This is a genomic window from Pseudomonas sp. C8002, from assembly GCF_013385765.1.
Taxonomy (GTDB): Bacteria; Pseudomonadota; Gammaproteobacteria; order Pseudomonadales; family Pseudomonadaceae; genus Aquipseudomonas.
Map to the genome: position 1 here is coordinate 119,839 of NZ_JACAPJ010000010.1, position 13,735 is coordinate 133,573.

At 60.7% G+C, this 13,735-nt stretch carries 14 protein-coding genes and 1 pseudogene; 4 read left to right on the forward strand and 11 right to left on the reverse strand.

Features of this window, described 5'->3' with window-relative positions; genetic code table 11:
- Positions 1-48: 48 nt before the first annotated feature.
- From HX814_RS16535 to HX814_RS16555, 5 genes are all read right to left on the reverse strand, one after another.
- Entirely contained in the window at positions 49-927 is an 879-nt protein-coding gene (locus tag HX814_RS16535) for an SMP-30/gluconolactonase/LRE family protein (RefSeq protein WP_134325896.1), read from the reverse strand.
- Between the two features lie 69 nt (positions 928-996).
- Entirely contained in the window at positions 997-1,929 is a 933-nt protein-coding gene (locus HX814_RS16540; protein WP_010176558.1) for a 3-keto-5-aminohexanoate cleavage protein, read from the reverse strand.
- An 82-nt stretch (positions 1,930-2,011) separates the two neighbouring features.
- Complete coding sequence (locus HX814_RS16545; RefSeq protein WP_008437903.1) at positions 2,012-2,800, reverse strand: SDR family oxidoreductase; 789 nt, start codon at positions 2,798-2,800, stop codon at positions 2,012-2,014.
- Positions 2,797-3,519, reverse strand: coding sequence for a GntR family transcriptional regulator (locus HX814_RS16550; protein ID WP_003211913.1), 723 nt, complete (start codon positions 3,517-3,519; stop codon positions 2,797-2,799). Before HX814_RS16550 ends, HX814_RS16545 begins: the two co-directional genes overlap by 4 nt.
- Before the next feature lie 416 nt (positions 3,520-3,935).
- The gene (locus tag HX814_RS16555; protein ID WP_003211914.1) at positions 3,936-4,082 is read right to left on the reverse strand and encodes a hypothetical protein; all 147 of its coding nucleotides are present in this window, start codon (positions 4,080-4,082) and stop codon (positions 3,936-3,938) included.
- A 198-nt stretch (positions 4,083-4,280) separates the two neighbouring features.
- Between HX814_RS16555 and HX814_RS16560 the strand changes: the two genes are divergently transcribed.
- Entirely contained in the window at positions 4,281-5,573 is a 1,293-nt protein-coding gene (locus HX814_RS16560; RefSeq protein ID WP_177008923.1) for an MFS transporter, read from the forward strand.
- Between the two features lie 12 nt (positions 5,574-5,585).
- Complete coding sequence (locus HX814_RS16565) at positions 5,586-6,344, forward strand: substrate-binding domain-containing protein (protein WP_177008922.1); 759 nt, start codon at positions 5,586-5,588, stop codon at positions 6,342-6,344.
- Here HX814_RS16565 and HX814_RS16570 read toward each other — a convergent pair.
- Positions 6,336-7,238 carry a LysR family transcriptional regulator gene (locus tag HX814_RS16570; protein WP_008437881.1) on the reverse strand — a complete coding sequence of 301 codons (903 nt, stop codon included), beginning with the start codon at positions 7,236-7,238 and terminating at the stop codon, positions 6,336-6,338. The two genes, HX814_RS16565 and HX814_RS16570, sit on opposite strands and share 9 nt — an antisense overlap.
- Positions 7,235-7,480: a hypothetical protein gene (locus HX814_RS31530; RefSeq protein ID WP_008437880.1), complete on the reverse strand. Its 246-nt coding sequence runs from the start codon at positions 7,478-7,480 to the stop codon at positions 7,235-7,237. The genes HX814_RS16570 and HX814_RS31530 overlap by 4 nt, the downstream gene beginning before the upstream one ends.
- A gap of 151 nt (positions 7,481-7,631) precedes the next feature.
- On the opposite strand from HX814_RS31530, the gene HX814_RS16580 reads away from it, so the two are divergent.
- Together HX814_RS16580 and HX814_RS16585 are read left to right on the forward strand one after the other, a co-directional pair.
- On the forward strand, positions 7,632-8,477 hold the full coding sequence (locus tag HX814_RS16580; protein WP_003211924.1) for a DUF6216 family protein: 846 nt from the start codon (positions 7,632-7,634) through the stop codon (positions 8,475-8,477).
- Between the two features lie 192 nt (positions 8,478-8,669).
- Positions 8,670-9,521 (forward strand): hypothetical protein, encoded by an 852-nt coding sequence (locus HX814_RS16585; protein WP_177008921.1) that lies wholly within the window; start codon positions 8,670-8,672, stop codon positions 9,519-9,521.
- On the opposite strand, the gene HX814_RS31710 is transcribed toward HX814_RS16585, so the two are convergent.
- From HX814_RS31710 to HX814_RS16600, 4 genes and pseudogenes are all read right to left on the reverse strand, one after another.
- Positions 9,490-10,353, reverse strand: a complete 864-nt coding sequence (locus HX814_RS31710) for a methyl-accepting chemotaxis protein (RefSeq protein ID WP_371316151.1) — start codon at positions 10,351-10,353, stop codon at positions 9,490-9,492. The two genes, HX814_RS16585 and HX814_RS31710, sit on opposite strands and share 32 nt — an antisense overlap.
- Positions 10,348-11,139, reverse strand: a pseudogene (locus tag HX814_RS31715) (MCP four helix bundle domain-containing protein); the annotation flags it as partial. The pseudogene HX814_RS31715 and the gene HX814_RS31710, both read right to left, overlap by 6 nt.
- Positions 11,140-11,294: 155 nt before the next feature.
- On the reverse strand, positions 11,295-12,320 hold the full coding sequence (locus tag HX814_RS16595; protein WP_177008919.1) for a histone deacetylase family protein: 1,026 nt from the start codon (positions 12,318-12,320) through the stop codon (positions 11,295-11,297).
- Positions 12,321-12,488: 168 nt separating this feature from the next.
- Entirely contained in the window at positions 12,489-13,718 is a 1,230-nt protein-coding gene (locus HX814_RS16600; RefSeq protein ID WP_177008918.1) for a Zn-dependent hydrolase, read from the reverse strand.
- Positions 13,719-13,735: the final 17 nt, after the last annotated feature.

The window sequence follows — 13,735 nt, forward strand, 5'->3', positions numbered from 1 at the left end:
CACTGACACAAGGTTGCGAAAGGAAAGTGCCTTGTTGAAAAAAACGCGCTAGCTGGCGAACCGTCGCTCGGCTATTCCTTGCACGCCCAGCCCGGTGATCGCAAAAAGCGCCCCGCGCTGCTGACCGTCGGCCGGGAAACGCGGCAACGGTGGCTTGGCCATGGAGGTGACAAACAGGGTGTCCAGGTTCGGCCCGCCAAAGGTCAGGCTGGTGACTTTTTTCACCGGCATCTGGATGATCCGGTCGACCTCGCCGTCGGGTGTGTAGCGCACCAGTTTTCCGGCGTAGACCAGCGCCTGCCACAGGCAGCCTTCGGCATCCACGGTGCAGCCGTCGGCAGCGCCACCGCCGCTGGTATCGACCTTGGCGAAGGTGCGTCGATTGCTCACCGCGCCGCTGGCTGGGTCGTAGTCATAGGCCCAGATCTCGCCGGACCAAGTGTCGCAAAAGTAGAACGTATCGCCCGCCGGGCTCCAGCACGGGCCGTTGGACACGATGATGCCTTCGTCCAGGGTGTGCAGGCTCAGGTCCGCATCGAGGCGGTAGAGTTTGGCGCTTGCGCTGTCTTCGAGGGTGTCCATGGAGCCGAAGACAAAGCGCCCCTGGCGGTCGACCTTGCCGTCGTTGAGGCGGTTGTTGGGCAGTGCGGGTTCCGGGTCGATCACCAGGGCCAGTTCGCCGCTGTTGAGGTCGAGGAGGTGCACGCCGTTTTGCAGGGCGACGATGGCTTGCTCGCCGCTGTGGCGCAGGGCCATGGAGCCGATTTTCTGGCCCACATCCCAGGCGCGCAATTCGCGCCCATCCTCGGTGCAGCGCAGGATTCGGCCGTCGGCGCTGTCGATCCAGTACAACCGTTGTTGTTCGACGTCCCACACCGGGCCTTCGCCCAGGGTGGTCTTCACGTCCACAAGCACTTCGATACGCATGGTGTTATCCCCTTTTTTGTTGTTGTGCGGGATGGGCATGGCCGCGCCGTGACGCGGCCGGTTTATCACTTAGAAATTGACTTGGTCACGCCCCTTGAGCCCGAGGATTTCCCGCGCTTCATCCGGCGTGGCGACGCGGTGGCCGAGGGCTTCGATCACTGTGCGAATGCGCCGTACCTGGTCGGCGTTGGACGCGGCCAGTTTGCCCGGGCCATCCCACAGCGAATCCTCCAGGCCGACCCGGGCGTTGCTGCCCATGGACAGGCCCATGGTGGCCAGCGGAATTTGCCCACGGCCGGCGCCGAGGATCGACCACACGTAGTCGTCGCCAAACAGGCGGTCGGCGGTGCGGCGCATATGGGCCAGGTCTTCCGGGTGGCCGCCGATGCCGCCACGCAAACCGAATACCGACTGGATAAACAACGGTGGTTTCAGCAGGCCGCGCTCCAGGAAATGGGCGGCGGTGTACAGGTGGCCGATGTCGTAGCACTCGATTTCAAAACGGGTGCGGTTCTCGGCGCAGGAATTGAGGATGTGGGTAATGTCGCGGAAGGTATTGCGAAAGATCCGGTCGTCGCTTTCTTCCAGGTACGGACGCTCCCAGTCATGCTTGAACTCGGTGAAGCGGTTGAGCATTTCGTACAGGCCGAAGTTCATCGAGCCCATGTTCAGCGAGGCCAGTTCCGGCTTGAACTGCATCACCGGTTGCAGGCGCTCTTCGACGCCCATGGTCGGTGCGCCGCCGGTGGTGATGTTGATCACCACGTCGCTGGCGGCCTTGATCTGCGGCAGGAATTCGGCGAACAGCGCGGGGTCCTGGCTGGGACGGCCATCGATGGGATCACGGGCATGCAGGTGGACAATGGCGGCGCCGGCTTCGGCGGCACCGATGGCGGCGTCGGCAATTTCCTGCGCGGTGATCGGCAAATGCGGCGACATCGACGGCGTATGGATGGCACCGGTGACGGCGCAGGTGATGATCACAGGACGATTTTTGGACATGACGATTCTCCGACTTTTATTCTTATGAAAAAAATCCCGGGTATAACTTGTGTGTTCTTCCCTGGCTAAACGCTGACGCGGCCTACAGGTACTCGACGTTACCGTCGACACTGATCGCCTGGCCGGTGACATTACGGGCGGCGGGCGAGCAGAGAAACAAGGCCATGGCCGCGACGTCTTCGGCGGTGACCATGCGCTTGAGGGAGATCTTGTTCAGGTATTCCTGGCGCATCTCGGCTTCCGGCACACCGACCTGCTCGGCACGGGCGCGGATCACGCCGTCCATGCGTGGGCCTTCAACGATGCCGGGCAGCAAGGCGTTGACGCGGATGTCGCTTTCGCCCAGCTCCGAGGCCAGGGATTTCATCAGGCCGACGATGGCCCATTTGGTCGCCGCATATGGCGTGCGCCAGGCGTAGCCGAGGCGCCCGGCGACCGAGGCGATATGCAGCAGATGGCCGTGGGACGATTCCTTGAGCATCGGCACCGCGTGGTGGGCAAAGCGGTATTGCGCCGTCAGGTTGATATTGATCGTGGCTTGCCACTCGGCATCGCTGATGGCGTCGATGCCGCCGGTGGGCCCGGCAATCCCGGCGTTGTTGACCAGCACGTCCAGCCCGCCGAATTGCTCGCGCTGCACCTGGAACACCGCCTCGATCTGCGTGGCATCGCTCACGTCGGCACGGGTGGCGACAGTGCCCGGGTACTTGTCGCGAAACGCCGCCAGGGCCGGTTCGCTGACATCACACACATGCACCTTGGCACCCGCCTCCAGATAGGCCGCCGCCAACACTTCACCGATGCCGGCAGCCCCGCCGGAAATCAACACACGTAACCCAGGATAGGGCTGCAGCCGCTGTAGGACACTCATGCACGTTTACCTCCTGAAACAGACGACCGCGAACGGTCGTTCTTGACGAGCAGGCGCGCCAGGGAATCGGCGGCCTGCATGATGTCATCGGTCACGGCCGCGCGGGCACCGGCGCCATCGCGGGCGGCCAGGGCTTCGACGATGCGCGTATGCGCCTCCATCGAGCGTTGCAAGTGAGCTTTATCGGGGGCGACCAGGGCAAAACACGGGCCCATGTGCAGCCAGAAGTTTTCCACGGCGGCCATGGTCAATTCGGCCTGGGCGACGGCATAGATCCGACGGTGAAAGGCGAAGTTGGTCCACAGGTAGCGGGAAACGTCGACTTCGTCGGCGGCCTGTTGCATCTGTTGGCAGAGGTCGGAGATTTCGTCGAGGTCGGCTTTTTCCAGGAGCAATACGGCCTTTTCTGCCAGCAAACCTTCCAGGGCGACCCGCGCATCGCGGATTTCCCGCAGGCGTTCGACCGTCATCATGCGTACCCGCAGACGGGAGGTTTCGGTGACTTCAAAGGCGTTTTCGGCGCTGAGGCGCTGGAGGGCTTCGCGCACCGGCATGGGGCTGGAGCCGAGGGCTTCGGCGAGGCCGCGGATGGTGAGTTTCTGGCCGGGCTGGAAACGACCACTCATCAAGGCTTCGCGGATCTGGCGATAGACCTGGTCTTGCAAGGTATCGCGGGACACCTGGCGCAAGGTGGGAAGGAGAAGCGGGCCATCTGTCATGAGTCAAAACCTGTGTTGTCGTTCTTATGGCTCCAATATGTGATCACAAATCAAATATGTCAAATAGTTTCCCGTTGACGGTATGGCTTCAGTCGCCGTCGACTGTATTAATCAGGGATCTATGGCGAGCGGGATACCGGCGACACCACCCTCTGCTTCGCAGGGCGGGATGAACTTCAAGGGCGGCGTGGGGAGGCGCAAAGGTTGTTTCTAGTGTGCGGTGCCCAGATGGCACGCTGGTGGAGTTGGGAATGCCGATTCAGTAAATCGTAATGTGGCGAGGGAGCTTGCTCCCGCTGGACCGGGCTGGCGCTCCAGTGCGAAGCGCTCCCAAAAATCTTGGGGCCGCTTCGCAGCCCAGCGGGAGCAAGCTCCCTCGGCACAGCAAGCTCCCTCGCCACAGTGAAATGCCTGCATCAAGGCCTGAGCGGGCGCTCCTGATCGCGCTCCGACAGCTCGGTGCCATCGTCCGGATGCTTCCAGGTCTGCGGCTTTTCTTCCTCGCGAAGCTTCCTCGCCCGCTCCTGCTCCAACTCTTCGCGCTGCTTCTGTTCGTTGCTCATACCCACCTCCCATCCGTAAGAATTGGACACACTGGGCAAGCATAGATGAGGGAGCGGTTTTGTGTGCATCCGGCAATTGATAACCACGACGCATCAATACATGTAAACAACTCACTTATCATTTCCAAATGTGTCAGCCACTATCCGCGGTCTTAAGCGAAACAAGCACTTTAAAAAGAACGCTGGAGACACAAGAAAATGCAAAACCCTTCACGGCCTGACTCTGCCCGCTCCAAAGTCGGCGCGGTCTTTCGCGTCACCTCCGGCAACTTTCTCGAACAGTTCGACTTCTTTCTGTTCGGTTTCTATGCCACCTATATCGCCGCCGCCTTCTTCCCTGCCGCTAATGAATTTGCGTCATTAATGATGACCTTCGCCGTGTTCGGCGCGGGCTTTTTGATGCGTCCGCTGGGGGCTATCATCCTCGGCGCGTACATCGATGATGTGGGCCGTCGCAAAGGCTTGATCGTGACCCTGGCGATCATGGCCAGTGGCACCCTGCTGATCGTGCTGGTGCCCGGCTATCACACCATTGGTTTGTGGGCACCGCTGCTGGTGCTGATGGGCCGGCTGTTGCAAGGTTTCTCGGCCGGTGCCGAACTGGGCGGCGTGTCGGTGTACCTGGCCGAAATGGCCACCCCGGGCCGCAAGGGTTTCTATACCAGCTGGCAATCGGGTAGCCAGCAGATCTCCATCGTGGTCGCGGCCGCCCTGGGTTATGGCCTGAACCAGTGGATGGAACCAGCCGTGGTTGCCGATTGGGGCTGGCGCATTCCGTTCGCCATCGGCTGCGTGATCATACCGTTCATCTTCGTCCTGCGCCGCAACCTGCAGGAAACCGAAGAGTTTGCCAACCGCAAGCACCGCCCTACTATGCGCGAAGTGCTGGCCACCCTGATGAAGAACTGGACCATCGTCATCGGCGGCATGATGATGGTGGCAATGACCACCACCGCGTTCTACCTGATCACCGTGTACGCGCCGACCTTCGGCAAAACCGTGCTCAACCTGACTACCTCCGACGCCCTGCTGGTGACCCTGCTGGTAGCCGTGTCGAACTTCATCTGGCTGCCCATCGGTGGCACCCTCAGTGACCGTTTTGGCCGCAAGCCGGTGCTGATCGCCATGACTGCTTTGACCGTGCTGACCGCTTACCCGGCACTTTCCTACGTGGTCAATGCGCCAAGCTTCGCGCACATGCTGGAAACCCTGCTGTGGTTCTCCTTCCTCTACGGCATGTACAACGGTGCCATGATCCCGGCCCTGACCGAGATCATGCCGGTGGAAGTGCGTGTGGCGGGCTTCTCCCTGGCCTATAGCCTGGCGACCGCGATCTTCGGCGGTTTTACCCCGGCGATTTCCACCTGGTTTATCCACGAGACGGGCGACAAGGCATCGCCCGCCTACTGGCTGATGTTCGCCGCGCTGTGCGCCCTGTGCGCGACGTTCGCACTGTATCGCCGCGCCAGCGCCCGTCTGCAAGTTGCCTGAGGAGTCGCACTGATGAACCCCATGCTGAAAACACTGGCGGTACTGGCGATCGGTTCCCTGGCGATGGTCGCCCACGCCGAAGAGCTGAAAGTCATGACCTCCGGCGGCTTCACCGCTGCCTACAAGGTGCTGGGTGCGCAATACGCCACCCAGAGCGGCGACACCCTCGACACCATCCTCGGCCCGTCGATGGGCAAGGCGCCGGAAGCGATTCCCAACCGCCTGGCCCGTGGCGAACACGCCGACGTGGTGATCATGGTCGGCTACGCATTGGATGAGCTGATCAAGCAAGGCAAGGTCGACAAAGCGTCCCGGGTTGAACTGGCGGACTCGCGCATCGGCCTGGTGGTCAAGGAAGGCGCGGCCAAGCCCTCGATTGCCACCGATGCCGAACTGAAGACGGTACTGACCAACGCCAAATCCGTCGCGTACTCGGACAGCGCCAGCGGCGTCTACGTCGAAAAGGAACTGTTCAAGAAGCTCGGCATGCCGTCCAAGGGCACCATGATCGAACGCATCCCGGTGGCCTCACAGGTGGCCAAGGGTGATTACGAAGTGGGCTTGCAACAGGTGTCCGAACTGCTGCCGATTCCAGGCGTGACCTACGTCGGAAAGATCCCCGAAGACGTGCAGTCCGTCACCCGTTTTGCCGCCGGCATTCCGGTAAATGCGCAGCACCCGGCGCAGGCGAAAAAGCTCCTGCAATTCCTCTCCTCGCCCCAGGCGCAACCGGCGGTGCAATCCACCGGCCTGGATTCGGTCTCACACTGACCGGAACGGCATCTCCCGCGTCAACCGCTCCAGTTCCAGTGCCGCCGGCGTCAACGTACGCCCGCGGCGCTTGATCAACCCCACGTTGCGCACCACCTCCGGCTCCACCAACGGCACGCTCGTCAGAATCGGATGTTCGCCGCCCGGCATCGCAATCGACGGCACCATCGCCACCCCAAGCCCCGCCTCCACCAGCCCGATCATGGTCGTCACGTGATGGGTTTCGCAGATGCTTGGTTTCTTCACCCGCACGCCGCGCAGGGCCTGGTCCAGCAGGAAGCGGTTGCCTGAGGTCTTGTCCACGGTGATGTAGTCGTGCTCGTACGCCTCGGCCCACGTCACACTGGCGCGGTCCGCCAGCGGGTGCTCCCGGCGACAGGCCAGTACATAACGCTCCTGCAACAGCAGCTCGAACTCCACCCCGTCTGCCAGGCTGCCGCTGAAACTCACGCCGAAATCCGCCTCGCCACTTTCCACCGCCGCACACACCTCACCCGCACTCGCGTCCAGGACCCGCAGGCGAATCTTCGGATAGAGCTTGTGGAATTCGGAGATCACGTGGGGCATGAAGTAGTACGCGGTGGACGGCACACAGGCGATGGTGACATTGCCCATGCGAGTCGAGGCGACGTTGCTGATGCCCATCAGGGCGATGTCCAGGTCATCGAGCATGCGCTCGACTTGCGGCAGGAACGCGCGGCCGACCATGGTCAGGCTGACCCGGCGCGTGGTGCGTTCGAAGAGTTTGACGTCGAGGGCGGATTCGAGCTTCTCGATACGCCGGCTGAGGGCCGGCTGGGAGATACGGATGGCTTCGGCCGCCGCACGGAAACTGCCCTTGTCTACGACGGCGCGGAAGGCTTGGAGGTCGTTGAGGTCGAAGTTGATGATCATCGAGTGGGCCGTTGGGTAGTCGCGGGAGAAAAACGCTCAGATGCAAAAAACCCAGCAACAGGCTGGGTTTTTCCGGTATCTGCCGTATACAAAAATCCTGCCTCTGCTAACAGCTCAGTGAGCTGGGCTTGATCATAGGTCTCGGGTATTAGGGCGTCAATTGTCGCAAAACTGGCATCAAGCTTCACACGCTCGCTGGCACCGTCAAAACCCTTGATCAGCAGGTCTACGTGAATCTGCACACCGTATAAGCGTTTCAGTTCAATGACCTCTTGATGCTGTCCGGCTTCCTACGTGCAAGTCAGCTTCTTCCTGTTTTTCCTGAAGCAAAGACACCTCTGCCCAGTTTGCCTAGAATCGCGCGTTCGACTCGTTATGACTAAGGATTAAGCCATGACCGCCCCAATCTCCAAAAGCACACCGCTGACTTGGTATGTTGAAAATTTCCCTGCATTCAGCGGCATCGTTACTCTACTCGCCGTTGTGTGGCTGCTTTGTTTCATCTACCGACGCTCCGGCTCTCTGTTGTTTCTGCGCGACTGGATTTGGCGTTTTTTTGGTGGGCAGCCGCACTTCGAAACCGAACGTTTCGAACGCATGCGCAAGGACCTCCGTGAGCTGGAGTACTACCGCTATGAGTTCAACATTCCTGCAAACACCTTGCAGGATGCAGACTCGGCTGAAGAGTGGATGTACAACAATGGATTCACCCCACGCGATTTCGGTCGAGTGAAGCGCTACATTGACTGGAGCGACTTCACTGCCTTGAGCTTCATCACCAGAAGGTTCGCGCAGTGGAGGACCAATTGCTGTTTCTTGTTGGCCATCGTGCTGCTGGCAGGCGTAGCGATCACTCCACCTTTGATTGAATCCGGGTATTTGATGGTGTCACTGAAAAACTCTCCGGAGTCGCCATCATTCTACCTCTCCGAAGAAAACGTGAAGTTCGGGATATGGTCCGACGCAAGGCTCACTGTTGAGCAATGTCGGTCATCAGGGTCTCTGCAAGCCTTCATCCTTCCCGGTCTGCCAGAAGAAAAGCTCGACGTCATCTGCTCATTTTTTATCGATAAAAACTACAGTAAATACGTGCGCGACGGTTTGAGCGAACAGCGCGGGCTCCTGCTGTGGTTCGCCTTGCTCTCGATGGGCGGGATGATCTGGCTGGTTATCCTTATCGCGCGAATGGAAGTCGCCCGTAAGCTATACCGCCAGTGGCTTGCCAGAGGGATCAGGTGATTCCCAGAGACGTTTCAGGTGGGGCACGATATGCAGCCCTCTTGCAGGTGACCACGACAATTAATTTATATTCAGATCTTTTCTATTCACGACTACCTACCGGCAGCGCACTCAATGGATAACACAATAAAAAGGACTTCCAACCCAGCGCCTCTCTATCGCGCGCTTCTTCTGGGTCTGTGGCTACTGGGGTTGCTCTGCCTTGCCACCCTGGGCTTCTTCGCCTGGCAAAGTTTCTATCCGGTCAGCGCTGCCAATAACTGGAGTGTGCAAGTGATCCACCGCAATGTGGAAAAGGCTGCGTCGCTGATGCCAATGCTTGACGGTTCGCTGATGGTCAGCCAGGAATTGAGCAACAGCCTTGGCAGTATCGTGCGCATCTTGCCCGACGGAAAACGCGAACAGGTGGTAGGAAATTTATCCAAACCGGATGGGATGGTCGCCACTCAAGGCGGTTGGGTATTCAGCCAGGAAGTGGACGGCGCGCCGGTCAGTTTCCTCAAGGACGGCGTCGTTACCGAGCTGTTCAAGGGCGACAGCGTGCAAGGGCTGTGGGACGACGGCGAGTTCCTTTACGCCATCGAAGACCGCAAGGTAGCTGCCCGCATACTGCGCTATCGCTGGAGCGACAAGACCTTGAGCGTCGTGCGTGACCAACTCAGCGAAGGCGAGTCGATCGTTCGCTGTACCGATGGGCGCATGCTCTACACGGAAAAGAAGAAGGGTGTGGTCCGCGAATTAACCGAGGACGGTAGCGATCCAGTGGTACTGAGCCAATTGAACAAACCCACCTTCCTGATGTGCGATGAACGCGGGTTATGGATCAACGAGGATTCCACCCACCGCGCGCGTTTGTTGTTGATCGACAAGCAAGGACGCCAGCAGACGATCCTGTCTTTCCTGAAGGCGCCACAGTCGATTGTGCGTACGACTAAGGGAACGTACCTCGTGGCCGAAGGTGGCCGTGACCGTATCCTGGAACTGGTGCCATCCGTGGCACGAGTAGACCCCGTTACAGCTGAAACCGCGCCACCGCCTCATTGAGCGACACGGCCAAGCGCGCCAGCTCTTGGCTCGACCCGTTGATCTGCCCTGCTCCCGAAGATGATTGCGCGGACAGGTCACGAATGTTGACGATGTTGCGATCCACTTCCTTGGCCACTTGCGCCTGCTCCTCGGCGGCGCTGGCGATGACCAGGTTGCGCTGGTGAATCTGGTCGATGGAGTCGGTGATCTGGCTCAAGGCTCCACCGGCGCCTTCGGCCAGGATCAAGGTTTCGCTGGCCCGCTGGGTGCTCGATTGCATTGAGGTCAGTGCCTCGCTGGAGCCACTGCGCATCGCGGTGACCATCTGGTCGATTTCCAGGGTCGATTGCTGGGTGCGATGGGCCAGCGCACGCACTTCGTCGGCTACCACGGCAAAGCCACGCCCGGACTCACCGGCACGCGCCGCCTCGATGGCGGCGTTCAGGGCCAACAGGTTGGTCTGCTCGGCGATGGAGCGAATCACATCGAGCACCTTGCCGATGTCCCGCGATTGATCGGCGAGGTTTTGCACCAGGCTCGAGGTTTCACCGATGTTGGTACTCAACGCCTGAATCGCGCTGACCGTCTCGCCGACGCGCTGCTGGCCATCGCGGGCCGTTTCATTAGAGAGCCGGGTGGATTCGGAAGTGGAGACTGCATTACGTGCCACCTCATCGGCGGCCGAGGTCATCTCGTTGACCGCGGTGGCGGCTTGCTCGATTTCAGCGGTCTGCTTTTGCAGGCTGCGGCTGCTCTGGTCGGTGATGCCGTTGAGGTCGGTGGCCGACGCGGCCATCTGCCCGGCCGACTGGCGAATCAGCTGCAAGGTACTGCGCAGGCTGCCTTGCATGCTCTGCAGTGCCACCAGCAGGCGCGTCACTTCGTCATCGCCGGTCACTTCAACGGTTTGCGTCAGGTCGCCTTGGGCGACGTGTTCTGCGGCGCGCACCGCGTGGCTGAGCGGGCCGACAATGCTACGCGTCAGCAACCAGGCCAGGGCCACGGTGCTCAACGCGGCCAGCAGCACGAAGCCGAAGACCATCGTGCGCGAGCGGCTGTACTGCAACTCGGCCGTCTGGCCCTGCAGGTTTATCTGGGCGTTGTAGTAATCGGCCAGGGCATTGAGCTGATTGCCGGAACCGTCGACCACGGTCTTCATGTCCACCAGCAGCAACTTGTTCAGCTCGGCGGTCTGCTGCTTGTCGGCAAGGATGAACGACTGGGTGAGGCCTTGCTGGTATTGCCGCAGGGAGACCTGAAACTGGTCGTAGAGATTGCGTACCTCGGGGGTATCAATCACCGCATTCAGGTCGGCCAGTTTCTTCGTCAGATCCTGGCTGCGGGTGTCCATCTGGCTACGGTATTGCGAGAGGCTCGCGGGATTGGGATCAAGGGCCATGCGCAGGGAAATAGTGCGGATGCGCAGCATGATTTCGCGGATATCCGAGACCAGGCGCATTTTCGGCACCAGGCCACTTTCAACCTGCACGGCGCTTTCGCGGATGCTTGCCATGTTCGAGAGCGCAAAGAACCCCAACAGCGCCACGAGCAAGGCAATCAAGGCAAAACCGAGACCCGCACGGCGGGCGATGGACAGGCTGCGGAGCGACATGGCGATTGTTCTCATTATGGGCATACGACATCGTATGACAGAGTTTCGGCCAGTCGGGGCGGGACTTTAGGGGTGTCGACCAGAAGTTAAGAGATATAAATTATCGACGTGAAAGGCCCACGGGGCGGACGCGCCTTGAATGTATTTCCAAGGCAGTCCGGGGCGCTTTATTCAGCGGGTTACATCGACCACGCCTGCGCACTTGCAAAAAACGCCTGAGCATTACTGTCCAGCGTTTCCAGGTGATACCCGCCCTCCTGCACGATCACACACGGCAACCCCAATCCACGAATGCACTCCCCCAGCCGCGCAAATCCTTCCCGCGTCACTGCCACTTTGCTCTGTGGGTCCAGCTCGTAGATATCGAACCCCAGCGACAACACCAGCACGTCCGCCGATAAGTCCTTCACTGCCTTCAATGCCAGTTCCAGCTTTTGGAAAAACACCGCCTCACTCGCGCCATGCGCCATCGGCAGGTTGAGGTTGAAGCCTTCACCCGCAGCAGCGCCGCGCTCTTCGGCAAAGCCTGCAACACCCGGATAGAAGTTGGTCGGGTCGCCGTGAATCGACACGTACAGCACGTCATCACGCTCGTAGAAAATCTCCTGGATGCCTTGCCCGTGGTGCATGTCGGTGTCGAGTACGGCGACGCGCTCGAAGCCAGCGCGCAACGCCTGCGCCGCAACCGCCGCGTTGTTGATATAGCAGAACCCACCGGCTGCATCAAAACGCGCGTGGTGGCCTGGCGGGCGGCATAGCGCGTAGGCCGCGGGTGCGCCGTCGAGGATGTCCCGGGCGGCAGCGACGGCGCTTTGGGCGGACCAATAGGCCGAGCGCCAGGTGAGTTCGCCAATCGGGCAACTGCCGTCGGCGAGGTAGCGCGCCGCCTGGGCAAGGATGCCGCGCAGGGCGTTGGGCTCGCGCACGAAGATGTTGGACATGACTTCGTCGCCCCAGTCTTCGGGGATTTCTTTCCAGCGCTGGTGGGCTTCCTGGAGGAAGGCCAGGTAGGCCGCACCGTGCACAGCCAGCAGTGGATCAAGGCCGTGGTCGTGGGGTTGCTGGATGTCGAAGCCCAGGTTTTGCGCGGCCAGCAGCAGATTGCGGGCGCGCTCCGGAACTTCCTGCGGGGTACGCATCTGGCCACGGGAGTAGTAGCTGCGAGGATGGTGCAGGAGTTGTTCGGGGTGGAAATAAGTACGCATGGGATTTCTCCTGATGGGCACACATCTGCGGTTGAACACCGGACCTGTAGGAGCTGGCTTGCCTGCGATTGCGGTGGCTCAGATACAAATTTGTTGCCTGAACCACCGCTATCGCAGGCAAGCCAGCTCCTACATTTTGATCGTGTTCAACCTTGCAGAAATGTTTCGTTAATTAGCCTGGCCGGCACGTTTCAACACGGCATTGAGCAATACATCGGTACCCTGGCGAACGTCCTCGGGCAGCACATCTTCGGCTTCGTTATGACTCAAGCCTCCCACGCACGGAACGAACACCATCGCCGTGGGGCAGAACCGCGCCAGGTGGATGGCGTCATGGCCAGCACCGCTGACAATCGATTGCTGGGCATAACCCAACGCATCCACGGCGGACTGCACACAGGCGACACACTCGGCATCAAACGGTGTCGCCGGGCTGATCCAGTGCGGGCTGACGGTGACGCTCAGACCACGTTGGGCAGCGATATCCTGCAAGCGGGTGCGCACCTGTTGCTCCATGGCTTCTATGTCGGCGTCGCGGTGATGGCGCAGGTCGACGGTAAAATTCAGCAGGCCGGGAATGGTGTTGCGCGACGACTTGGCGATGCTCAATTCACCCACGGTCGTGAGGCCCTCAGGCGCAAAATCAGCCGCCAGGTTTTCCAGCGACTGGATCATCTGCGCGGCGCCGTACAAGGCGTCCTTGCGCAGCAGCATCGGCGTAGTCCCGGCATGGGCGGCCATGCCTTCCACGCGCACGTCGAGCCAGCGAATCGCCTGCCCACCGGTGACCACGCCAATGCTCTTGGCGTTGTCTTCCAGAATAGGACCTTGCTCGATGTGCGCTTCAAAATACGCATCCACCGCGCCACCCAAGGGGCGCTCGCCGTTGTAGCCGGTGCTGCGCAACGCATCCGCCACGCTGACACCGGCGACATCCCGGGTGGCCAGCGCGTTATCCAACGCCAAGGTGCCGGTGAACACGGCCGAGCCGAGCATGGCCGGGGTAAACCGGGCGCCCTCCTCGTTGGTCCACACCGCGATTTCCAGCGGTTTGCGGGTCTTGATGCCGTGGTCGTCGAGGCTGCGGATCACTTCCAGTCCGGCCAGCACACCATAGACGCCATCAAAACGCCCGCCTTCCGGCTGGGTGTCGAGGTGGCTGCCCATCATCACCGGCGCAGCTTCAGGGTCGGTGCCAGCCCGGCGGGCGAACAGGTTGCCGATGGCATCGACGCTCAGGGTCAGCCCGGCCTCTTCACACCAGCGGCTGAACAGTGCGCGGCCCGCCTGGTCTTCGGCGCTCAACGCCAGGCGGCAACTGCCACCGCGGGCCGTGGCGCCGATTTCGGCCATGGCCATCAGGCTGGCCCACAGGCGCTCGCCATTAATCTTCAACATACACATTCTCCAATCAA